At 65.1% G+C, this 21,911-nt stretch carries 24 protein-coding genes and 1 pseudogene; 6 read left to right on the forward strand and 19 right to left on the reverse strand.

Annotated features, from left to right (window positions below; all coding sequences use genetic code 11):
* Positions 1-246 precede the first annotated feature (246 nt).
* From KF719_RS03935 to purT, 3 genes are all read right to left on the reverse strand, one after another.
* Positions 247-1,206: a LysR family transcriptional regulator gene (locus tag KF719_RS03935; RefSeq protein WP_293507256.1), complete on the reverse strand. Its 960-nt coding sequence runs from the start codon at positions 1,204-1,206 to the stop codon at positions 247-249.
* 155 nt (positions 1,207-1,361) lie between these two features.
* Positions 1,362-2,312 carry a calcium/sodium antiporter gene (locus KF719_RS03940; protein ID WP_293507257.1) on the reverse strand — a complete coding sequence of 317 codons (951 nt, stop codon included), beginning with the start codon at positions 2,310-2,312 and terminating at the stop codon, positions 1,362-1,364.
* 11 nt (positions 2,313-2,323) lie between these two features.
* The gene (purT, locus tag KF719_RS03945; RefSeq protein ID WP_293507258.1) at positions 2,324-3,526 is read right to left on the reverse strand and encodes a formate-dependent phosphoribosylglycinamide formyltransferase; all 1,203 of its coding nucleotides are present in this window, start codon (positions 3,524-3,526) and stop codon (positions 2,324-2,326) included.
* 111 nt (positions 3,527-3,637) lie between these two features.
* On the opposite strand from purT, the gene KF719_RS03950 reads away from it, so the two are divergent.
* From KF719_RS03950 to KF719_RS03965, 4 genes are all read left to right on the forward strand, one after another.
* Positions 3,638-3,967, forward strand: coding sequence for a metalloregulator ArsR/SmtB family transcription factor (locus KF719_RS03950; RefSeq protein ID WP_293507260.1), 330 nt, complete (start codon positions 3,638-3,640; stop codon positions 3,965-3,967).
* Positions 3,964-4,869 (forward strand): cation diffusion facilitator family transporter, encoded by a 906-nt coding sequence (locus KF719_RS03955; protein WP_293507261.1) that lies wholly within the window; start codon positions 3,964-3,966, stop codon positions 4,867-4,869. Before KF719_RS03950 ends, KF719_RS03955 begins: the two co-directional genes overlap by 4 nt.
* Before the next feature lie 66 nt (positions 4,870-4,935).
* Positions 4,936-5,655 (forward strand): alpha/beta hydrolase, encoded by a 720-nt coding sequence (locus tag KF719_RS03960; protein ID WP_293507262.1) that lies wholly within the window; start codon positions 4,936-4,938, stop codon positions 5,653-5,655.
* Positions 5,656-5,694: 39 nt separating this feature from the next.
* Positions 5,695-6,132: a globin gene (locus tag KF719_RS03965; protein WP_293507263.1), complete on the forward strand. Its 438-nt coding sequence runs from the start codon at positions 5,695-5,697 to the stop codon at positions 6,130-6,132.
* Here the strand turns inward: KF719_RS03965 and KF719_RS03970 are convergent.
* The 5 genes from KF719_RS03970 to miaA all read right to left on the reverse strand — a co-directional run bounded on the left by KF719_RS03970 (position 6,129) and on the right by miaA (position 11,342).
* Positions 6,129-6,812 (reverse strand): aspartate/glutamate racemase family protein, encoded by a 684-nt coding sequence (locus KF719_RS03970; RefSeq protein ID WP_293507264.1) that lies wholly within the window; start codon positions 6,810-6,812, stop codon positions 6,129-6,131. The two genes, KF719_RS03965 and KF719_RS03970, sit on opposite strands and share 4 nt — an antisense overlap.
* A gap of 80 nt (positions 6,813-6,892) precedes the next feature.
* The gene (gene ilvC, locus KF719_RS03975) at positions 6,893-7,912 is read right to left on the reverse strand and encodes a ketol-acid reductoisomerase (protein WP_293507266.1); all 1,020 of its coding nucleotides are present in this window, start codon (positions 7,910-7,912) and stop codon (positions 6,893-6,895) included.
* A gap of 37 nt (positions 7,913-7,949) precedes the next feature.
* Positions 7,950-8,462, reverse strand: a complete 513-nt coding sequence (ilvN, locus tag KF719_RS03980) for an acetolactate synthase small subunit (RefSeq protein WP_293507267.1) — start codon at positions 8,460-8,462, stop codon at positions 7,950-7,952.
* A gap of 58 nt (positions 8,463-8,520) precedes the next feature.
* Positions 8,521-10,275: an acetolactate synthase 3 large subunit gene (locus KF719_RS03985; RefSeq protein ID WP_293507269.1), complete on the reverse strand. Its 1,755-nt coding sequence runs from the start codon at positions 10,273-10,275 to the stop codon at positions 8,521-8,523.
* Between the two features lie 122 nt (positions 10,276-10,397).
* Positions 10,398-11,342: a tRNA (adenosine(37)-N6)-dimethylallyltransferase MiaA gene (gene miaA / locus KF719_RS03990; protein WP_293507271.1), complete on the reverse strand. Its 945-nt coding sequence runs from the start codon at positions 11,340-11,342 to the stop codon at positions 10,398-10,400.
* Between the two features lie 25 nt (positions 11,343-11,367).
* Here miaA and serB point away from each other — a divergent pair, with 25 nt between their 5' ends.
* On the forward strand, positions 11,368-12,255 hold the full coding sequence (gene serB, locus KF719_RS03995; protein WP_293507273.1) for a phosphoserine phosphatase SerB: 888 nt from the start codon (positions 11,368-11,370) through the stop codon (positions 12,253-12,255).
* A gap of 6 nt (positions 12,256-12,261) precedes the next feature.
* Here the strand turns inward: serB and KF719_RS04000 are convergent, their stop codons facing one another.
* The 4 genes from KF719_RS04000 to hflK form a co-directional block, all read right to left on the reverse strand.
* Positions 12,262-13,707: a DegQ family serine endoprotease gene (locus KF719_RS04000; RefSeq protein ID WP_293507275.1), complete on the reverse strand. Its 1,446-nt coding sequence runs from the start codon at positions 13,705-13,707 to the stop codon at positions 12,262-12,264.
* A gap of 92 nt (positions 13,708-13,799) precedes the next feature.
* Entirely contained in the window at positions 13,800-13,991 is a 192-nt protein-coding gene (locus KF719_RS04005) for a DUF2065 domain-containing protein (protein WP_293507276.1), read from the reverse strand.
* Positions 13,992-13,994: 3 nt separating this feature from the next.
* A complete protein-coding gene (hflC, locus tag KF719_RS04010; RefSeq protein WP_293507277.1) occupies positions 13,995-14,873 on the reverse strand; it encodes a protease modulator HflC in 879 nt (292 codons plus the stop codon).
* Positions 14,870-16,051 carry an FtsH protease activity modulator HflK gene (gene hflK, locus KF719_RS04015; protein WP_293507278.1) on the reverse strand — a complete coding sequence of 394 codons (1,182 nt, stop codon included), beginning with the start codon at positions 16,049-16,051 and terminating at the stop codon, positions 14,870-14,872. Before hflK ends, hflC begins: the two co-directional genes overlap by 4 nt.
* A 147-nt stretch (positions 16,052-16,198) precedes the next feature.
* On the opposite strand from hflK, the gene apbC reads away from it, so the two are divergent.
* On the forward strand, positions 16,199-17,323 hold the full coding sequence (apbC, locus tag KF719_RS04020) for an iron-sulfur cluster carrier protein ApbC (RefSeq protein ID WP_293507279.1): 1,125 nt from the start codon (positions 16,199-16,201) through the stop codon (positions 17,321-17,323).
* 56 nt (positions 17,324-17,379) lie between these two features.
* Here the strand turns inward: apbC and KF719_RS04025 are convergent, their stop codons facing one another.
* The 7 genes and pseudogenes from KF719_RS04025 to thyA form a co-directional block, all read right to left on the reverse strand.
* Positions 17,380-17,715, reverse strand: a complete 336-nt coding sequence (locus KF719_RS04025) for a hypothetical protein (RefSeq protein WP_293507281.1) — start codon at positions 17,713-17,715, stop codon at positions 17,380-17,382.
* A gap of 119 nt (positions 17,716-17,834) precedes the next feature.
* Complete coding sequence (locus KF719_RS04030; protein ID WP_293507283.1) at positions 17,835-18,752, reverse strand: SMP-30/gluconolactonase/LRE family protein; 918 nt, start codon at positions 18,750-18,752, stop codon at positions 17,835-17,837.
* An 87-nt stretch (positions 18,753-18,839) separates the two neighbouring features.
* The gene (locus tag KF719_RS04035; protein ID WP_293507284.1) at positions 18,840-19,949 is read right to left on the reverse strand and encodes an S-(hydroxymethyl)glutathione dehydrogenase/class III alcohol dehydrogenase; all 1,110 of its coding nucleotides are present in this window, start codon (positions 19,947-19,949) and stop codon (positions 18,840-18,842) included.
* Between the two features lie 95 nt (positions 19,950-20,044).
* A complete protein-coding gene (locus tag KF719_RS04040; protein WP_293507286.1) occupies positions 20,045-20,632 on the reverse strand; it encodes a nuclear transport factor 2 family protein in 588 nt (195 codons plus the stop codon).
* Between the two features lie 181 nt (positions 20,633-20,813).
* Complete coding sequence (locus tag KF719_RS04045; RefSeq protein ID WP_293507288.1) at positions 20,814-21,329, reverse strand: dihydrofolate reductase; 516 nt, start codon at positions 21,327-21,329, stop codon at positions 20,814-20,816.
* On the reverse strand, positions 21,329-21,472 hold the full coding sequence (locus KF719_RS04050) for a hypothetical protein (RefSeq protein WP_293507290.1): 144 nt from the start codon (positions 21,470-21,472) through the stop codon (positions 21,329-21,331). The genes KF719_RS04045 and KF719_RS04050 overlap by 1 nt, the downstream gene beginning before the upstream one ends.
* Before the next feature lie 17 nt (positions 21,473-21,489).
* Positions 21,490-21,780, reverse strand: a pseudogene (thyA, locus tag KF719_RS04055) (thymidylate synthase); the annotation flags it as partial.
* Between the last annotated feature and the right edge of the window lie 131 nt (positions 21,781-21,911).

Here is a 21,911-nt window from a genome sequence, read left to right on the forward strand (position 1 = left end):
CGATTCGGAAGAAGTCCTTCGCCGACGCTCAGCCTACGAATGTCGTGAGTCGAAACTGTGGCGAGACGGCATCTGGCCCCCCGGGCGCCTCGATACACGCAACAAACCTCACGACCGACGCCACGCCAACCGTAGCGGCCGGAAAACTAAGAGCGCGTTAAGGCTAACCCGTCCCGCATCTGCTCAGAATTTTTACGCCAGAACCACGCGGAAAGGCAATGGCCAAGACGGAATTTTCGCGGGTTTTCAATGGTTTGGACGTGACTGGGGCGGCAGCTCCATGACCTCCTGCGCGCGCCCTTCAAGCGCCCCGCGATGGCGTTTGACTGCCTCCACGACGAACTCCATTACGGCGCGAACATGGGCAAGCTGCGCGAGGTCGTTGCGGGCGAGAAGCCACATCTCGAGCGCGCCGAGCATGTCGGGACCGAAAACGCGTTCAAGGCCCTCATCGGCATCGGCGAGGATGCAAGGCAGAGCGGCAAGTCCAAGTCCGCGCCGCGCCGCTTCCGCGCGCGCCGTCACGCTGGACGAACGCAGCGCCACCTGCGCCGACTTTTCGGCGCGCGAGAACCACCACACCGGCCCGAGAGGCGTTTCGGTGCGCGGGAAGCCGATCAGGTCGTGGCCGGCGATGTCCGCCATCTGGCGCGGCCGGCCGCGCTCTTCGAGATAGGCCGGTACCGCGTAGAGCCCGTAGGCCATCTCGCCGACCTTGCGCATCAACATGTCGCCCTGCGTCGGACGCGCCAGCCGCAGCGCGACATCGACATCCTTCAGCGGATTGCCGATGCGTGGCGCGGCGCCAGCCGCTGCCAGACGCGGATCGGTAACGATTTCGAGCTCGAGACCCGGATGATCGCGGCGGAACGAGGGAAGCTCCGGCGCCAGCAGGGAAGCCGCGACGACATCGCTGGCCGCCAGCCGGACGATGCCCTCGGCGCCACCGCCGGCAGCCGCGAAATCGCGCGGCAAGGCCGACAGCCGGCGGTCGACCGGCTCCAGCGCCTCAACGAGCTTTTCTCCAGCAGTTGTAAGGCGATAGCCGGTTCGCTCGCGTTCGAAGAGGCGCGCGCCGAGGTCGTCTTCGAGCGAGGCGACGCGGCGCAGCACGGTGGTTGTGTTGACGCCGAGCTGCTGCCCGGCGCCGGACAGACTGCCCGCGCCGGCGACCGCCAGAAAGAACCGTAAATCGTCCCAATTCATGGACTTAAGCCCCGCCGACCGCACCGAAACCGGGTTTGCGCGAACAGCATAGGGGCGTTGCATTCCCAAGGAAACGCGAAAAAGCAAAGGTCGATTTGCGTATATGCCAGCCGACTGTCATCGAACTGTCAAAAAACTGTCACTGATCTGTCATGTCACGCCAGCAGGAAGCCCACATAGGCGGCATAACCGATGAGCAGCAGCAGCGACTCGATGCGTCCGAGCCGCGCGCCCGTGAAGGCGAAGAAGAGGAAGACGAGCGTCGCCGCCCCCATCACCCAGATGTCGAAGGCGGCGATGTCGGCCGGCACGGTGATCGGCCTGACGACGGCGACCGTGCCGGCGATGCCGAGCACGTTGAAGATGTTGCTGCCCACCACATTGCCGATGGCGATCTCGGATTTGCGGCGGAAGGCGGCAAGGACTGAGGTGGCGAGCTCCGGAAGCGAGGTGCCGACGGCGACGACGGTGAGACCGATGACCGAGTCGGAGATGCCGAACCGGTCGGCGAGCGTGACCGCGCTGTCGACCAGCAGCGAGGCGCCGGCGACCAGTGCGACGAGGCCGCCCAGCGCCATCACGAGTTCGACAAGCAAACCGAAACGCGGGCCCGCCTGCAGGAAGGCCGCCTCGGCGGCATGAAGGTCGGCGGTGCCGTCCTGGCACTTGCGGTCGGCGCGATAGGTGTAGACGAGATAGGCGGCGAGCAGCAGCAGGAAGACGATGCCGACGCCACGCGACAGGAAACCGTAGACGCAGACGGCGACCATCGCCGCGGAGGCCGCCAGCATCATCGAGCCGTCGCGCTTCAGCGTTCCGCGCTCCACCGTCATCGGCCAGACAAGTCCGGCAACGCCGATAATCAGCAGGATATTGGCGATGTTGGAGCCGACGACATTACCGACCGCGATGCCGGGATAGCCGCGAAAGGCGCCTTCAAGGCTGGCGACCAGTTCCGGCGACGAGGTGCCGAAACCGACCAGCGTCAAACCGATCAGGAAGGGGGAAACGCCAAGCCGCGTCGCCAGCCCCGCCGCACCCTTGACCAGAAACTCCGCGCCGCCGAGAAGCAGAGCCAGACCGAGAACCAGATACAGCAGCGTCAATCGCGAACTCCTCAGCCCGAAACGGGCTTCACCAGACCGGCCGCCTGTTTTGCCCTTGCCCGCGCCTCGTCGGCATCCGCCGCCCGCGCCAGCGCGACGCCCATGCGCCGCTTCGTAAAGGCCTCGGGCTTGCCGAACAGCCGAACCTCGGTGCCGTCGAGCGCCAGCGCCTGGTCGAGCCCCTCATAGGCAATACTCTTTTCGTCGCGCCCGCCATAGATAACCGCGCTGGCGCCCGGCGAAATCATGTCGACCGACACCGGCAGGCCGAGCACGGCGCGCGCATGCAGCGCGAACTCGCTTTGATATTGCGTGACGAGCGTCACGAGGCCGGTGTCGTGCGGACGCGGGCTGACTTCCGAAAACCAGACCTTGTCGCCCTTGACGAACAGCTCGACGCCGAAAATCCCCCGGCCCCCAAGCGCTTCGGTCACCTTGCGGGCGATGTCCTGCGCGGCGGCAAGCGCCTTTTCGCTCATCGGCTGCGGTTGCCAGCTCTCCACATAGTCGCCCTTGACCTGGCGGTGCCCAACCGGCGTGCAGAACTGCGTCTCGATGCCGACGCCGCCGGCGCGTTTCGCCCGCACGGTCAGCAGCGTGATCTCGTAGTCGAAATCCACCATGCCCTCGACAATGACGCGCGGCGCCTCGACCCGGCCGCCCGACATCGCATGGTCCCAGGCCTTCTGCACGCCGCCCGGCGCCTCCAGAAAGCTCTGGCCCTTGCCCGACGACGACATGACCGGCTTGACGAAACAGGGAAAGCCGATGCCGCCGTCGATCGCCGCTTTCAATTCGGCGGCACTCGACGCGAAGGCATAGGCCGACACCGGCAGGCCAAGATCCTCGGCGGCAAGACGGCGGATGCCCTCGCGGTTCATGGTGAGTTGCGCGGCGCGCGCCGTCGGGATCACCTCGGCCAGACCATCCGCCTCGATCTTCGCCAGTTCCGCCGTTGCAATCGCCTCGATCTCGGGAACGATGATATGCGGGCGCTCTTTCTCGACCAGCGCGCGCAAGGCTTTTGCATCGGTCATCGCGATCACATGGGCGCGATGCGCCACCTGTTGCGCCGGCGCGTCGGCATAGCGGTCGACCGCGATCACCTCGACGCCATAGCGCTGCAACTCGATGGCGACTTCCTTGCCGAGCTCGCCCGAGCCCAGCAGCATGACCCGCGTGGCCGACGGGGAAAGCGGCGTACCGATGCGCATGGGGCCTCCTTGAACCGTTCAGGGGCGCGGGTCTAGCACGGATCGGCGTGGCTTGTGCAGCCCGCAATCTGATGATAACAGTTGAACAGATGTTCAACTGTATGGTTCGTCATGGCCGCCCCGAAAACCGCCAAAACCGCGCCGCCCCTGCTCGACGACGACAAGACGGCGGAGCTTGCCGACATGTTCAAGATGCTGGGCGACCCGAGCCGCCTGCGCATCGTGACGGCGACGCTCGAAGGCCCGCGCGCGGTCGGCGAGATCGCCGCCATGCTCGGCCTCTCGGTCTCGCTGGTCAGCCACCACCTGCGCCTGTTGCGCGCGACGCGGCTCGTCAGCCCCGAGCGGCGCGGCAAGCAGATTTTCTACCGGGTGCATGACCAGCATGTGGCGCATGTCATTCACGACATGATCGCCCATGTGAACGAGGAGGCGGAATGACCGCGCATCATCACCACGCACACGGCCACGACCACAGCCACGCCAATGAGCGCCGGGTGTTCTTCGCCATGTGGCTGACCGGCACTTTCATGATCGTCGAATTCGCCGGCGGCATCCTGTCGGGTTCGCTGGCGCTGATCGCCGATGCCGGACACATGCTGACCGACACCGGCGCGCTGATGCTGGCTTGGCTCGCAACGCGGCTGGCGCGCAAGCCGGCCGACATCGCGCGCTCTTATGGCTATGGACGCGCCGAAACGCTGGCGGCCTTCACCAACGGCATCGTGATGCTGGGCCTTGTCGCCTGGATCCTCTTCGAGGCGGCGACGCGCATCCTGGAGCCGCGCGACATTCTGGCCGGGCCGATGCTCGCCGTCGCCCTGGCCGGGCTCGCCGTCAACATCGTGGCGCTGAAACTGCTGCATGGCGGCGACGGCAACCTCAACATGCGCGGCGCGGCGCTGCATGTGATGGGCGACCTGCTTGGATCGGTCGCCGCCATCGCCGCCGCCATCGTCATCCTGACGACCGGCTTCACGGCGATCGACCCGATCCTCTCGGTGCTGGTGGCGCTGCTGATCCTCAGAAGCGCCGCGTCGATCATCCGCGAGTCGGCGCATATCCTGATGGAAGGCGCGCCGGAAGACGCACATGGCGCCGACATCGCCGCCGACCTGACGGCCGAGGTGCCGGGGCTTGCCGACGTGCATCATGTCCATGCCTGGTCGCTGAGCCCCGAACGCAAGGTGGCGACGCTGCATGCCCGCCTCGCCCCCGGCACCGACGCCGGCGCGGCGCTGGCCGCGATCAAGGCGCGGCTGGCGGCCAAGTTCGGCATCGGTCACGCGACGGTGCAGATCGAGGCGGCCGATTGTCCGGACGATGCGGCGCACGGGCGCTGAAATAACCCGCGCAATTCATGTTGCAGTGCAGTATAATGCCGGCGACACGCAAACAGGGGGCCTTTCATGCCGTTTTCGGCCGATAGCGCGCGGACGCTGCTTTCATGGGCGGGCGAGATCAGGGTGTTCGCCGAGATGGGCGCGCTGGCCCCCGCCCTGCCGGCCCTGCTCAACGCACCGCGCGGCGACGGCCACGGTGTGCTGGTGCTGCCGGGCATGCTGACCGGCGACGAGGCGACGTTCGTGATCCGCCGCTATCTCGACCAGCTCGGCCACACGACGCATCCCTGGAAGCAAGGCCACAACTGGGGTCCGAGCCGCGCCCTGCACGACGCGATGCGCGGCCGGCTGCAGGAACTGGCGGCGCGCTACGGCCGCCGCATCAGCCTTGTCGGCTGGAGCCTCGGCGGCATTTATGCGCGCGAACTGGCGCGGGAATATCCGCACCTCGTGCGCCAGGTCGTGACGCTGGGGAGTCCCTTCGGCGGCGGCCACGATCCCGACGGCGACATGAACGGCCACAGCGCCGAACGCGCCGCGCGCCGCCGCATCGCCCCGCCGGTGCCCTGCACCGCCATCTATTCGAAAAGCGACGGCGTCGTCTCGTGGGAAGATTGCCGCGAGCTCGATGGTCCGCAGACGGAGAATATCGAGGTGACGGCAACCCATATGGGCATGGGCGTCAACCCGATGGTCCTCTGGGCGATCGCCGACCGGCTGGCGCAAGCGGAAGGCAAGTGGGCGCCCTTCGACCGCACGGGCTGGCACGGGGTGGTTTACGGGTGAGGGCATCGGTGGTGTAGTCTTCCCCAAAGGGAGGCCACCATGAGCCTGAACGAACAACAAAAACAACTGATCGAACACTCCATCGAACGCGTGGCGGAAGTCGCGGGCGATCCGAGCCCGCATGTTTATGCGCGGCTTTTTGCGCAATCGCCGGAGATGGAAGCGCTTTTCGTGCTCGACACCGACGGCAATGCGCGCGGGCACATGCTGTCGGAAGCGCTCGACTGCATTTTCGATTTTCTCGGGCCGCGCGCCTATGCGCCGGTGCTGATCCAGAGCGAGTTGACCAACCATCAGGGCTTCGGCGTTCCGCCGCGCGTCTTCGCGACCTTCTTCAACGTGACGATGGAAACCTTCCGCGAATTGCTGGGCGCGGAATGGACGGCGGAAACGGATGCCGCATGGGCAACGCTGCTCGGCGAACTCGACGCGGTGGTGGCCGCGCAGGCGAAGAAATACGGCATGGAAGTGGTTTAGGCGCGTACCCCCGCGATCCGCGCCGCTTCGGCAAAGCCGATGCGCGGGCTTGAGAGCAGCGGCGCCGACAGCGCGCCGCAAAGTTCGGCGGCGGGCGCCATCGAGGCTTGCGCCAGCACCAGCACATCGACATCGCGCGCCGCAGCGGCGAGGCGGCCGGCAATGCCGCCGTAATAATCGTCGAGACGGCCCTCGCGGAAGGCCGACCAGACATCGTCGAACAGGAACTCGCGCACCCGGACCTCGCGCCCGGCCCGCGCCGCCGAATTTTCGACCAGCGCGCGTGTGGGCTGAAGCGTCGGCGCCAGCGCCGCGCAGACGCCGATGACGCGACCGGCGCGCACCGCGGCATCGGCCATCGGCCGGTCGATGCGCATGACCGGGATTTCGGCTTCCTGCGCGGCGGCTTCGGCGGCGGGCCCCAGCGTCGAACAGGTGCAGACGACAACGCGCGCCCCGCCCTCGGCGAGCGCCAGCAGCGCTTCCTGCGTGCGCAAGGAAACGGCGGCGGTGAGCCCGCCCGCTTTCTCGGTCGCGGCGAGCAGATCCTCGCGCACCGCATGCGTCGTCGTCAGGCCGGGCGCGATCTCGCGCGCCAGCGCATCGAAGGTGTCGATATGGACAGCGGCCGTGTGCAGGAAAGCGATGGCGGCGCCGTGATGTCGTAATGATGGAGGCATGGGCCTCTCCTCAAAGAAAAAGGCCCCCCGCGATCTTCGCGGAGGGCCCCATGTTTCGTCGGGCTGATTGCGAGATCGCGTCAGTTCTTGGCCTTGTCTACGAGTTTGTTCGCCGAAATCCACGGCATCATCTCGCGCAGACGGGCGCCCACCTCCTCGATGGGGTGAGCGGCGGCGGCGGCGCGCGTCGCCTTGAAGCTCGTCTGGTTGACCTTGTTCTCCAGCATCCAGTCGCGCGTGAACTTGCCCGACTGAATGTCGTTGAGGACGCGCTTCATTTCCGCTTTCGTCTCGGCCGTGATGATGCGCGGGCCGGTGACATATTCGCCATACTCGGCCGTGTTCGAGATCGAGTAGTTCATGTTGGCGATGCCGCCTTCATAGATCAGGTCGACGATCAGCTTCACTTCGTGCAGGCATTCGAAATAGGCCATCTCCGGCGCGTAGCCGGCTTCGGTCAGGGTTTCGAAACCGGCGCGGATGAGCTCGACGAGACCACCGCACAGCACGACCTGCTCGCCGAAAAGATCGGTCTCGCATTCCTCGCGGAAGGTCGTTTCGATGATGCCGGCGCGGCCGCCGCCATTGGCCGAGGCGTAGGAGAGGCCGACATCATGTGCGTTGCCGGTCGCGTCCTGGTGGACGGCGATCAGCGAGGGCACGCCGCCGCCGCGCTTGTATTCCGAACGCACCGTGTGGCCGGGGCCCTTCGGCGCGACCATCAGCACGTCGATGTCCTTGCGCGGCTCGATCAGATTGAAATGGATGTTGAGGCCATGCGCGAAGAGGAGCGCCGAGCCGGGCTTCATGTTGTCGTGCAGGTCGGCATAATAGATGTCGGCCTGAAGCTCGTCCGGCGTCAGCATCATCAGCACATCGGCCCACTTCGCGGCGTCGGCGACCGTCATGACCTTGAGGCCCTCGCCTTCCGCCTTCTTGGCGGTGGCCGAACCGGCGCGCAGCGCCACGGCGACGTCCTTGACGCCCGAGTCGCGCAGGTTCAGCGCATGGGCATGGCCCTGGCTGCCATAGCCGATGATGGCGACTTTCTTGCCCTTGATCAGATTGACGTCCGCGTCGCGGTCGTAATAAACGCGCATGGCTTTATTCCTTCGTTCGTCTCTTCGTTTCGTTAAATCACATCGCTTCGGGACCGCGGGCGATCGCCACCACGCCGGTCCGCGACACGTCAACCAGTCCGAGCGGGCGCATCAGCCCGATAAAGGCGTCGATCTTCGACGGCGCGCCCGTCACCTCGAAAATGAAAGAGGTGTGGGTCGTGTCGATAACGCGGGCGCGGAAGGCATCCGCCAGCCTGAGCGCCTCGACGCGGCGTTCGCCGGTGCCCGCCACCTTGACCAGCGCCATTTCGCGCTCGACCGAATTCGCTTCCACCGTCAGGTCCATGACGCGGTGAACCGGCACCAGCCGGTCGAGCTGCGCCTTGATCTGCTCGATCACCATCGGCGTGCCGGCGGTGACGATGGTGATGCGCGAGGTGTGCTCGGCCTGGTCGACCTCGGCCACCGTCAGGCTTTCGATATTGTAGCCCCGGCCCGAAAACAGCCCGATGACGCGCGCCAGCACCCCCGCCTCGTTGTCCACGAGGACGGCGATGGTGTGCCGTTCGATGGTGTCGTCCTTCTTCATGCGCGTCTCTGTAGTGGGAACGGGGCCCGGGGGGAAGCTTATTCTGGCGTTTTCCCCGTCAAACCAGCATTTTGCCCTCTTCGGAGACGCTGGCCGCTTCCGGATCGTCGCCGAGGATCATCTCGTTATGCGCCGCGCCCGAGGGGATCATCGGGTAGCAGTTCTCGAACTTGTCGACCACGCAATCGAGGATGACGGGGCCGGGGACCTCGATCATCTGCTTGATCGCGCCGTCGAGCTCGGACGGCTTCGAGGCGCGGATGCCGGTCGCGCCATAGGCTTCCGCCAGCTTGACGAAATCGGGCAGCGAATCCGAATAGGAATGCGAATAGCGGCCCTCATGCAGCAGCTCCTGCCACTGCCGGACCATGCCCATATATTCGTTGTTGATAATGAAAATCTTGACCGGCAGCATGAACTGCACCGCGGTCGAGAGCTCCTGAATGCACATCTGGATCGAGGCTTCGCCGGCGATGTCGATGACCAGCGCCTGCGGATGCGCGATCTGGACGCCGATTGCGGCCGGAAACCCGTAGCCCATCGTGCCGAGGCCGCCCGACGTCATCCAGCGGTTCGGCTGCTCGAACGGGAAGTGCTGCGCCGCCCACATCTGATGCTGGCCGACTTCGGTGGTGATGTAGGTCTCGCGGTGCTTCGACAATTCGTAAAGCCGCTGGATCGCCTGTTGCGGCTTGATGACATCGTCATTGGTCTTGAACGACAGCGACTTTCGCGCGCGCCATGTCTCGATCTGCTTCCACCAGCTTGCAAGCGCGTCCTTGTCGGGACGGCGCGCCTTCGACTTCCAGATGCGCAGCATGTCTTCGAGCACATGGGCGCAATCGCCGATGATGCCGATATCGACATGGACGTTCTTGTTGATCGACGAGGCGTCGATATCGACATGGATCTTCTTCGAATGGGGCGCGAAGGCGTCGAGACGCCCCGTGACGCGGTCGTCGAAGCGCGCGCCGATATTGATCAGCACGTCGCAATCGTGCATCGCGTTGTTGGCCTCGAACGTCCCGTGCATGCCGAGCATGCCGAGCCATTGCCTGTCGGACGCCGGATAGGCGCCGAGCCCCATCAGGGTCGAGGTGATCGGATAGCCGGTCAGGCGCACGAATTCGCGCAGCAACTGGCTGGCGACCGTGCCTGAATTGATGATGCCGCCGCCGGTATAGAAGACCGGCTTCTTCGCATTGGCGATCAGGTCGACCGCTTTCTTGATCGCTTCGATATCGCCCTTGACCTTCGGCCGGTAGGTGCGGTGAACGACGTTTTGCGGGCCGGCATATTCGCCCTTCTGGAACTGAACGTCCTTCGGAATGTCGATGACGACGGGGCCCGGACGGCCATGCGTCGCGACATAGAACGCCTCGTGCATGACGCGCGTCAGCTCCTGCGGCGACTTCACCAGCCAATTGTGCTTGGTGCAGTGGCGCGTGATACCGACCGTGTCGCATTCCTGGAAGGCGTCGGAGCCGATGAGATGCGTGGCGACCTGCCCCGTGAGGCAGACGATCGGGATCGAATCCATCAAGGCGTCGGTGAGCCCGGTGACGGCATTGGTGGCGCCGGGACCGGAGGTGACGAGCACGACGCCGGGCTTGCCCGTGGAGCGCGCATAGCCTTCCGCCGCATGAACCGCGCCCTGCTCGTGGCGGACCAGGATGTGGCGGATCTTGTTCTGCTGGAACAGCGCGTCGTAGATCGGCAGCACGGCGCCGCCGGGATAGCCGAAAATCGTGTCCACGCCCTGATCGACCAGCGCCTTGATGACGATTTCCGCGCCTGTCAGTTCCTGAGCCATCGGTCCGGTCCTTGCGAGGCCCCGAAAAGGGGCCAGAAACAACAAAGCGGCTCGCGCAATGCCCGGAATCCGGGCGTTTTCAAGCGCATCGCCGCCGAAAGCGCGGGCAACCTAACCGCGCTTCAGGACCGGGTCAACCCCAAATCGTCAATAAATGAAAAGATTTCTGCATTAACACTTTCCGAAAATTGCGTGTGGAATGGCTTCCACGCAATCATCTGAGTCCGCATCCAGGTTTCCTGCCGCTTCGCATAGGCCCGTGTTTCGGCCTGTCCGGCGGCGATGGCCTCCTCGATGAGGAGGGCACCGGCGAGATGCGCCATCAGTGGCCGAAGCCCCAGCGCCTTCATGGCGGGCAGCGCTGGGTCGAGATCGAGCGCCGCCATGGCCGCCGCCTCCGCCAGTGCCCCCTCCGCGACCATGCGCTCGAAGCGGGCATCGGCGCGGGCCCGCAGAACCTCGCGGTCGGGCATCAGCACGATTTTGGCGAAACGCCCGGCGACGAGCGGCACCGGCGGCACCTGCTGCCATTCGCTCAAAGGCCGGCCTGTCGCCCGCGCCACCTCGATGCCGCGCGCGATGCGCTGGCGGTCGGACGGGCGGATGGTGGCGGCAAGCGCCGGATCGGCCGCCGCCAGCAGCGCATGGGCGCCCTCGCCCGCCGCGGCGACCTCTTCCCGCACCGCGCGGCGAAGCTCCGCCGGGATCGCCGGGATCGGCGCAAGGCCTTCGACAAGCGCCCGGAAATAGAGCCCGGTCCCGCCGACAACGATGGGAACATGGTCGCGCCCGGCAATCTCGCCCATGACCTGCGCCGCCCGCACCGCCCAGCGCCCGGCCGAAAGCGGCGCGTCGGCGGCCTGAACGCCGTAGAGATGATGGGGAAAGAGCGCCTCCTCGACGGCGGAGGGCCGCGCGGTCAGCACCCGCATCTCGCGGTAGAGCTGCATCGAATCGGCATTGACGATTTCGCCGCCCAGCCGCCCGGCAAGCGCCAGCGCCAGCGCGGACTTGCCGCTCGCGGTCGGCCCTGCAATAAGGACGGCTCTGCCGACGTCGACACTCACGAAAAGGCTCCTTCCGGTTCCGGCGATGAAATACGTCCTGACGCTGATAGGCAACAAAGAGACGCCGCTGGCAAGCGCGCATGTGGACGCGGCGCGCGCGCTGCTGCTGGCGCCGACCGCGCCGCACTGGCTCGCCGACGGCATCGCCTGCGACATCGCCTTCGAAACGCCGAACGCAAAAACGGTCGAAGTGGCGGCGCGCGCGGCGCTGAAAGGCGCAAGGATCGACCTTGCCGTGCTGCCCGCCGAAGACCGCCGCAAGAAGCTCCTCGTCGCCGACATGGATTCGACCATTATCGGCCAGGAGTGCATCGACGAACTCGCCGACGAACTGGGCTTGAAGCCGCAGATCGCCGCCATCACCGAACGCGCCATGAAGGGCGAAATCGAATTCGAACCGGCGCTCAGGGAGCGCGTGGCGCTGCTAAAGGGCCTCGACATCGCGGCGCTCGAAAAAGTCTATCGCGCCCGCATCACCGAAACGCCGGGCGGACGCACACTCACCGCCACCATGCGCGCCCATGGCGCGGCCTGCGCGCTTGTCTCGGGCGGTTTCAGCTTTTTCACCTCACGCGTCGCCGCCGCCGTCGGCTTCGACGTCAATCAGGCGAATGAGCTGCTGTTCGAAAACGAAAAGCTGACCGGTGCGGTGCAGGAACCGATCCTCGGCCGCCAGGCCAAGATCGATGCGCTGACGCGCCTGCGCGCCGAATTGAAACTCGCGAACCACGAAACAATGGCGGTCGGCGACGGCGCCAATGATCTCGGCATGATCGGCGAAGCGGGGCTCGGCGTCGCCTTCCACGCCAAGCCGGTCGTGGCGGAAGCGGCGGATGCGCGCATCGATCACGGCGACCTGACGGCGCTGCTTTATTTGCAGGGATACCGGCAGGACGAAATCCGGCAGGACTGAAGCGCCCTACTCGCCGCCAAGCCTGAGCGCGACGAAGCGGATATCGCCGCCGCTTGAAAGCCGGAGCAGCACGGTGTTGCGCCCTGCTTTTTCCTCCGAACCGACGATGCGCTCGACATCGGCCGGGCGCGCCACATCGCGCTGCGCGATCTGCACAATGACATCGCCGGGACGGACGCCCTTTTCGGCCGCCGCGCTCAACGGATCGACATCCGTCACCAGAACGCCATTGGTCGCCGCATCGACGTTGAAGCGCCGGCGCGTTTCGGCGGTGAGTTCGGCGAGGCTGAGGCCAAGCACGACGGTCTGCGCCGGCACGGGCGTCTCGGCCGGCGATTTCGCCTCGACCTGCTCTTCGGATTCGTCGAGCCGCGCCACCGCAACCTTGATGCCGATGGTCCGGCCGCCGCGGAAAATTTCGACATCGACCGTCTTGCCGACTTCCGTTTCGGCAACGATGCGCGGCAGATCGCGCATGGATGCGATGTTGCGCCCGTCGAAACTGAGCACGATGTCGCCGGCCTCGACGCCCGCATCCGCCGCCGGTCCGCCTTCGTTGACACCGGCGACCAGCGCACCGCGCGCCGGGGAAAGACCGAGGCTATCGGCGATTTCCGGCGTCACCGTCTGGATGCGCACGCCAATCCAGCCGCGCCGCGTTTCGCCATGCTCGATAATCTGGTCGACGATGGAGCGAACCGTTGAGGCGGGAATGGCAAAGCCGATACCGACCGACGCGCCCGATGGCGAGATGATCGCCGAATTGACGCCGACCACGCGGCCTTCCATGTCGAAAAGCGGCCCGCCGGAATTGCCCCGGTTGATCGAGGCGTCCGTCTGGATGAAATCGTCGTAATTGCCGGCGTGAATGTCGCGGTTGAGCGCGGAGATGATGCCGGCCGTCACCGTGCCGCCAAGACCGAAGGGATTGCCGATCGCGATCACCCAGTCGCCGACGCGCGCCTTCGAGCTGTCGCCGAGTTCGACGAAAGGCAGCGGCGTCCGGCTCTCGACCTTGAGCACGGCGATGTCGGTTTTCGGATCGCGTCCCATGAGTGTCGCCGGCAACGTCGTGCCGTCGGTCATCACGATCTCGATCTTGTCGGCGCCGTCGATCACATGATTGTTGGTGACGACGATGCCGCTCGGGTCGATGAAGAAACCAGAGCCGAGCGACTGCACGCGCTGCGGCTGCTGGCCCTGCTGTTCCATGAAATCGCGGAAGAAATCGTGAAGCGGCGAATCCTCCGGCACGCCGGGAATGGGCCGGCGGCCGGGATCGAGAACCTGAGATGTCGAGATGTTGACGACGGCCGGCGAAAGGCGCTCGGCAAGGTCGGCGAAACTGTCGGGTGCGTTTTGCGCCTGCGCGGACGGGGCGAAAGCCAGAAACGCCGCCACCGCGCCGCCCAAAGCGGCGCGCCGTGCCCGCCGGAAACCCGTCAATATCATCGAAACGCCACTCCCCTCGGCCGGTCCGCCGCGCCTTCGGGGTGCGGCTCTGGCTTCATTGTGAGCCGGATTATGGACGAATTGAGGCGCGCTCAGCCACGAACCAGCCAGACGATGAAAACCCCGGCGGCAAGCGCCACCACACCGGCAAGCCTCAACGCCTGTTCGGGCTGCAAGGAAACGGCGGCCATGGCCCGGCGCATCGGGCCGGGAAAGGCGGCATAGGCAAGCCCTTCAAGCGCAATGGCAAGCCCGAACGCGGTGAGAAGATCGACCCACGCCACCGATCAACGCCGGACGCGACCGGCCTCCGCGCCGAAGTAGCGGAAGAACTCGCCCTCGGGTGTCACGATCATCGTCGTGTTGTCGCCCTTCAGGCCTTCGCGATAAGCCTGCATCGAGCGATAGAAGGCGAAGAACTCGGTATCGCGCGAATACGCTTCCGCATAGATGTTGTTGCGCGTCGCATCGCCCTCGCCTCGCGCGAGCTGTCCGTCGCGTTCCGCCTCGGCGATGATGACGGTCGCCTCGCGGTCGGCACGCGCACGAATGCGCTGCGCTTCCTCGTTACCTTGCGCACGGATTTCGGCCGCTTCGCGTTCGCGCTCGGTCTGCATACGCTGATAGATCGCCTGACTGTTCTGCTCCGGCAGATCGGCGCGGCGAATACGCACATCGACCACTTCGATACCGAACTGCAACGCAGCCGCGTTGAACGCCGTCTGGATGTTCCGCATCAACCCGGCGCGATTGTCGCGCACCAGTTCTTCCAGCGTGTGATCGCCGAGCACGTTTCTCAGCGACGACACGAAGTTGGGCTGAAGCCGCTGCGCGGCGTTACGCGGGTCGCCGACCGACTGGTAGAAGCGCAGCGAATCGACGATGCGGTAGCGCGCGAAAGCGTCGACCACCAGACGCTTGCGGTCCTTGGCGATGATTTCCTCGGCCGGCGAATCGAGATTGAGAATGCGCTTGTCGATATAGACAACATTCTGGATGACCGGCAGCTTCCAGTGCAGGCCGGGCTCGGTGATGACCTGTCGCGGGTCGCCGAACTGCAGCACGATGGCCTGCTGCGTCATGCCGACCGTGAAGGCGGAGAGGTAGAGAACGAAGGCAACGACGACCGCGGTGACGCCGGCGCCTATGGCTATGGACCTGTTCATCGGCCACCTCCCGTAGCGGCGTTCGAGCCCGACGACGTCGTGCCGGAGGCCGGCCCTCTCGGCTTCAGCTCATTGAGCGGCAGATAGGGCAACACGTTCTGCCCGCCCTGCGCGCCGTCCATCAGCACCTTGTTCATACCGCCGAGAACTTCCTGCATGGTTTCGAGATAGATGCGCCGCCGCGTCACGTCGGTCGCCTTCCGGTATTCCTCGTAGATCGAGACGAAACGGCCGGCCTCGCCCTGCGCTTCGGCGACGATCTGTTCGCGGTAGGCTTCGGCGGCCTGCGTGATCTGCGCCGCGTCGCCGCGTGCCCGCGGAATGACGGTGTTGGCGTAGGTCTCGGCCTGGTTGCGCAACCGCTCCTGGTCGGCACGCGCCGCCTGCACGTCGCGGAACGCGTCCAGCACCTGTCCCGGCGGATCGACCTTCTGCAGCCGGACCTCGGTGATTTCGATGCCGGCGCCATAGCTGTCGAGCGTTGTCTGCAAGCCGGCGCGCACCTGGTTCTGCACTTCGCTGCGGCCGACCGTCTGCAGCACTTCGATCTGCGACTGGCCCACCGCTTCGCGCATCATGCTCTCGGCAACCGCCTTCACCGCACGGTCGGGATCCTCGACATTGAACAGATATGAATGCGCGCTGTTGATGCGCCACTGCACCGAAAAGCCGATATCGACGATATTTTCGTCGCCGGTCAGCATCAGGCTTTCTTCCGGCACGGCGATCGGCGTGTTGCCGGCCAGGCGAATACCGATATCGACGGTCGTGATGTTGGTGACCGCCGGCGTGTAGACCGTTTCGATCGGGAACGGAAATTTCATGTGAAGGCCGGGCTCGACCGTGCGGACGAGCTTGCCGAAACGCAGCACGATGCCCTGTTCGTTGACATTGACCCGGTAGAACGAGCTGTAGGCGATGAGCCCGAGGATCACGAGACCGATCAGGATGAACGGCCCTGAGCCGCCGCCTGCGCCCGTGCCGGTTGCACCGCCGCCACCGCCGCCACCCGGAAACATCTGCCGGAATTTCTCTTGCGCGCGCCGGATCAATTCATCGAGATCGGGCGGCTGATTGCCGCCGCCGGAAGGCCCCTGCCCCCACGGACCGCGATTGCCGCCGCCACCGCCTCCGCCGCCCTGCCAGCCGCCGCCGCCGTTCTGATTGCTCCAGGGCATCGATATTCCTTCGATTGCGAAATGAGAGATCGGTTGGAAACGTTGGTACCGGGGGTTATATGACAGACAACATGCCCACGCAACGCGAACCGGACGAAACTGCGCCCGAAAGTGCCGTGGAATCATTCACGGACAGGTGATCGAGCCATGAGCGTAAGCCGAGACGATGTAGCTGCCGCACTTTCCGGCGTCGTGGACGACGAAACCGGCAAGGACGTCATCGCTGCCGGTATCCTGCAAGGACTGGTCGTGCGCGAGGGGCATGTCGGCTTTTCGCTCGAGGTCGATCCCGCGATGGGCCCGGCGAAAGAACCCCTGCGCCAGGCCTGCGAGGCGGCTGTGAAGCGCCTGCCCGGCGTCTTGAGCGTGACGGCGGTGTTGACGGCGCATAGCGGCGGCACGGCGGCGCCGCACCGTCACACGCGTGGCGCGGCACCGCAACAGCCGCGCGCGCAGCAGGGCCCGCTGCAAATTCCCGGCGTCAAGGCAATCGTTGCCGTTGCAAGCGGCAAGGGCGGCGTCGGCAAATCGACGGTCGCGGTCAATCTCGCGCTGGCGCTGGCAAGGCTCGGGCGACGCGTCGGCCTGCTCGACGCCGACATCTACGGCCCCTCCATCCCGCGCATGATGGGCATCAAGGGCAAGCCCGAGACGCGCGACGGCAAGAAGCTGCTGCCGATGGAAAACCACGGCCTGAAAACCATGTCGATCGGCTTCCTCGTCGCCGAGGACACGCCGATGATCTGGCGCGGGCCGATGGTGCAGTCGGCGCTGACACAGATGATGATGGATGTCGAATGGGGCGAACTCGACGTGCTGATCGTCGACATGCCGCCCGGCACCGGCGATGCGCAACTGACGATGGCGCAGCGCGTGCCGCTGACCGGCGCCGTCATTGTCTCGACGCCGCAGGAAATCGCGCTGATCGACGCGCGCAAGGGCTATGCGATGTTCGAGAAGACCCATGTGCCGGTCTTCGGCATCGTCGAGAACATGGCCTATTTCATCAGCCCCGGCTCGGGCGAGAAATCATACATCTTCGGCGAAGGCGGCGCGCGGCGCATGGCCGAAAAGCTCGGCTGCGACTTCCTCGGCGAGGTGCCGCTGCACATGACGATCCGCGAAACCTCCGACAAGGGCGAGCCGGTGGTGGCGACCGCGCCGGACAGTCCGGAAGCAAAGCCCTACATCGACATCGCCGCCCGCGTCGCCGCGCATATCGACCGGGCGCTTGCGGGCCGCAAGGCGCCGGCGATCACGGTCGAGGACTGAAACGAAAAAGGCCGGCCCCGCAAGGGACCGGCCATTCCGATACGACGATTGAAGCCTTAGCGGCCCGCAACCAGCGTCGCGGTTTCGGTCGAGCCGTCGGGCGCCGTCAGCTCCCAGCTCTCGCCGACCTCGCGCGCCGCCGTCGGCACGCAATAGGGCTCCTCGCCGCCGAGGAAGCAGGCGGTGTCGCCGTCGATCTCGTAAGTGCCCTCCGCCGTGCTGCCGTCCGGCAGCTTCTGCGAATAGGCGCCGCCCTCGTCGATAAAGACCGAACGCTCGCCAGCCGGGCCGACCACCTTGACGGTGTTGCCGTAGAAATTGGCGAACGGATCGGCAAGGGCCGCTCCGGTGAACGCAAACAACGCAACGAGTACACTTACAAATAGGCGCATCTTGTCCTCCCTGAAATCAATTCGATCGCCGTGTACCCCAAAGGCGGCGCATGTTTGCACGGCCCTTGGCATGCGGAAAGATGCATTCCGGTACCGGAACATATCTTTCCGTCATTCTCTTACTTGTTGAGGAAGTTGAGCGGCAGCCCCGCCACCGGCCACTCCGTCGCCACGAGCCTCCCGCTCGACGACAGCGTGATATAGGCCGTCTTCAGATCCTTGCCGCCGAAGCAGATATTGGTGGTGATGAAATCGTCGGTCGGCGTATGCGTAACCTTCGAACCGTCGGGTGAAATGGTCGTGATGCCCGCGTTGAAGATTGTCGCCACGCAGATATTTCCCTGCGCATCGACCGCCAGGCTGTCGAAGAAGCAAAGCTGCGGACCGGACGCCACGAAGCGGCCCGGCAACGGCCCAGGCTGCGGCGCGACCTCGCCCGGCGCAACAATGTCGAACGCCCAGAGCCGGCCGGGGATCGTGTCGGCGACATAGACCGTCTTCTCATCGGGCGACAGACCGACGCCGTTCGGCGAGGTGATCGGAAAAACCACCTCCTTGATCATCGAACCGTCGATTTTCGCGTAGTAGAGCCCGCCACGGTCCTGCGTGCGGCCGCGCCCCTTGCCGAGGTCGGTGAACCAGAAGCCGCCGTGGCGATCGAAAACGATGTCGTTGGGTCCGTTCAGCGGAATGCCGTTGCATTCGCTGTAGAGAACCTTGAACGCGCCAGTCTTGAGGTCGACGCGCTCGATGCGGCCGCCCGAATAGTTCGCCGGCGCGTCTCCCGGCACCAGCGCCCCGTTGACCTCGTGAAATTCGAAGCCGCCATCGTTGCAGACATAGCAGGCGCCGTCCGGTCCGATGGCGGCGCCGTTCGGCCCGCCGCCGAGATCGGCGATGACCTCGACCTTGCCCGCCGCCGTCACCCGCGTCAGCGTGCCGCGTGCGATCTCGACCAGCACGATGCTGCCGTCCGGCATCGCAATCGGGCCTTCGGGAAATTTGAGCCCGTCGGCGATGAGTTTCATCGCGGTCATATTTGTCCTCCCTGATGTTCCGTCTGTTGCGGAATTGCTGTGGGGCGCATTCTGTCAATGCACGGCGGGTTCCGCAATGGCGGGCAATCAGTAGACCACGACGGAGCGGATCGACTTGCCCCCATGCATCAGGTCGAAACCCTTGTTGATGTCTTCGAGCGGCATCGTGTGGGTGATCAGATTGTCGATGTCGATCTTGCCGTCCATGTACCAGTCGACGATGCGCGGCACGTCGGTGCGTCCGCGCGCGCCGCCGAAGGCCGTGCCCTTCCAGACGCGGCCCGTGACGAGCTGGAACGGTCGTGTCGAGATTTCCTGACCGGCGCCGGCGACGCCGATGATTACGCTCTCGCCCCAGCCGCGATGGCAGCATTCGAGCGCCTGCCGCATTGTGTTGACGTTGCCGATGCATTCGAAGCTGTAATCGGCGCCGCCGCCGGTGAGCTCGACGAGATGGCCGACAATGTCGCCCTTGATCTCTTTCGGATTGACGAAATGCGTCATACCGAACTGGCGGGCGAGGCTCTCGCGCGCCGGATTGATGTCGACGCCGACGATCATGTTGGCGCCGACCATGCGCGCGCCCTGAATGACGTTGAGGCCGATGCCGCCGAGCCCGAACACCACCACATTCGCGCCCGCCTCCACCTTTGCGGTGAAGAGGACGGCGCCGATGCCGGTTGTCACGCCGCAGCCGATATAGCAGATCTTGTCGAAAGGCGCGTCCTTGCGAACTTTGGCGAGTGCGATTTCGGGCAGTACCGTGTAGTTGGCGAAAGTCGAGCAGCCCATATAGTGCAGCACCGGTTTGCCCTTCCAGGAAAAGCGGCTGGTGCCGTCCGGCATCACGCCCTTGCCCTGCGTCGCACGAATGGAGGTGCAGAGATTGGTCTTGTGGCTCGTGCAGCTCTTGCATTCGCGGCATTCGGGCGTGTAGAGCGGGATCACATGGTCGCCGACTGCGAGCGACTTGACGCCGGGACCGACCTCGACGACGACGCCCGCACCCTCATGGCCGAGGATCGCCGGGAAGGCGCCTTCCGGGTCTTCGCCCGTCAGCGTGAACGCATCGGTGTGGCAGATGCCGGTGGCCTTGATCTCGACCAGCACCTCGCCGGCCTTTGGCCCGTCGAGTTGCACCGTTTCGATTTCGAGAGGGCGTCCCGCCTCGAATGCCACCGCCGCACGCACGTCCATATGTCGTCCCCGCTGAAAAATCGCAATGAGAGACGCGCATTGTGAGGCTCCCGCACTGGAAACTCAATCGCGGCGGCTTTCAAAACACGGAAACGTCAATTCCCGGCGAGCCAGGCATCGCCCTCGGCGTGAAGCGCGGCGAGTTCCGGACTCTTGTCGAGCACAGTCGCGGGCGAAAGTGGAATACCGGCCTTGTCGAGACTGGCGGCAAGAAATTTCAACTCCGCCGGAAATTTCTCCAGCCCGTCGAAGAAGCCGTCCGGCAGCGACGCACGGTCCACCGGATCGGCGCGATCCTTTTCATAGACGGCAACGCGCTTCACGATGCGCCATGTGCCGTCCCGCTTTTCGATCCGGTCGATGAAGCGCGCATAGGATGTCGTGTCGACTTCGCCGGCCGGCGTTTTCGCGCGCACCATGATGGTCACGTTGACCTCGCTCAGCGCCCTGTCGCCGCTGATGCGGATGCGCGGCACGCCGATATGATGCTTGAGCAGCGCGCCGCCGCGCGCGGCAAGCTGGCGCGACGCCGCGATGAAACCTTCATGCGGCCCATCGAACCAGCTCAGCGAAATCGTGCCCCCCTCATGGAAGGTGCCGGAAAGCGCGTCCCACTTCTCCTGATCGCGGAAGAGGGCCCAGTTGTTGACGAGATCGGCGATCTCCGTTCTGGCATCGTCCATGGCTGAACTTTCCCCTTCTGGCGCGCGCTCCCAACAACCGGCAAGCGCCAGCGAAAGAAGAAGTGCGGCAAGTTTCTTCACGCAACGCCCCCCGGCTGCAATCGTTGCGCGGAGTATGGGACCGGGAAAGGCGCAACTCAATTGCGCGAGCGGCCGACTGACCGATGGTCAAAATGCGCTTTCAGCCCGCCCGTTCGAGGACGACGATGGAATAATCCGCGCTGTCCTTCTCGCCGGCCTTGTGGTGCTCGCGCGAGACCTCGCGCCATTGCCGCCGGTCGAAGGCCGGAAAGCGGACATCGCCCTCGGGCGCGGCGTGAACCTCGGTGATGTAGAGGCGGTCGGCACGGTCGAATGTTTCGGCGTAAAGCTGCGCGCCGCCGATCACCATGATTTCGTCGGCCCCGGCCTGCGCCGCCAGCGCCCGGCCCAGCGCCAGCGCAGCCGATGCCGACGTCGCAAGCTCCGCGCCCTCCGCCACGTAAGCCGCGTCGCGCGTGACGACAATGTTCGTGCGTCCGGGCAGCGGTTTCTTCGGCAGCGATTCCCATGTCTTGCGGCCCATGATGACGGGCTTGCCCATCGTCAGGCGCTTGAAATGGGCCATGTCGCCCGAAAGCCGCCACGGCAGGCCGTTGTCGCGGCCGATGATGCCGTTGTCGGCGATGGCGACGACAAAGCTGACATGAACATCCATCACACCACCCGGCTTTCAGATAGCGCCGTGAAATCCGGCGCGCGCATCGCCTCCGGATCGAGCGGGCGGAGACTGACGAGAATGGCGAACATCGCAAAGGCGGCGAGCAGCAGCACGATGAGCGTCACGCCGAAGAGCAGCATTCGCTGCCGCGTCCGCATCAGACGGCAACAGGCGCGGCGATATGCGGATGCGCCTCGTAGCCTTCGAGCCTAAAATCGTCATAGGTGAAATCGAAAAGGCTCTTCACATCCGGATTGATGTGCATGAGCGGCAGGGGCTTCGGATCGCGGAGGAGCTGCTTGTCGGCCTGCTCCAGATGATTGAGATAAAGATGTGCGTCGCCGAATGTGTGAATGAATTCGCCGGGCTTGAGGCCCGTCACCTGCGCCACCATCATCGTCAGCAGCGCATAGGACGCGATGTTGAAGGGTTTTCCGGTCACCCCCAAAATAGGATATTTCGCTATGGTGGTAACGCCCAATGTGATGGCTCCCGTTACTGTTTCTAGCATGCGCTAATATAAGATTCGCATGCCAGTGAACTTGTCCACAAGGATATCGACTGAGACGCGGAGTGCCC

It is taken from the genome of Parvibaculum sp., assembly GCF_019635935.1.
Taxonomy (GTDB): domain Bacteria; phylum Pseudomonadota; class Alphaproteobacteria; order Parvibaculales; family Parvibaculaceae; genus Parvibaculum.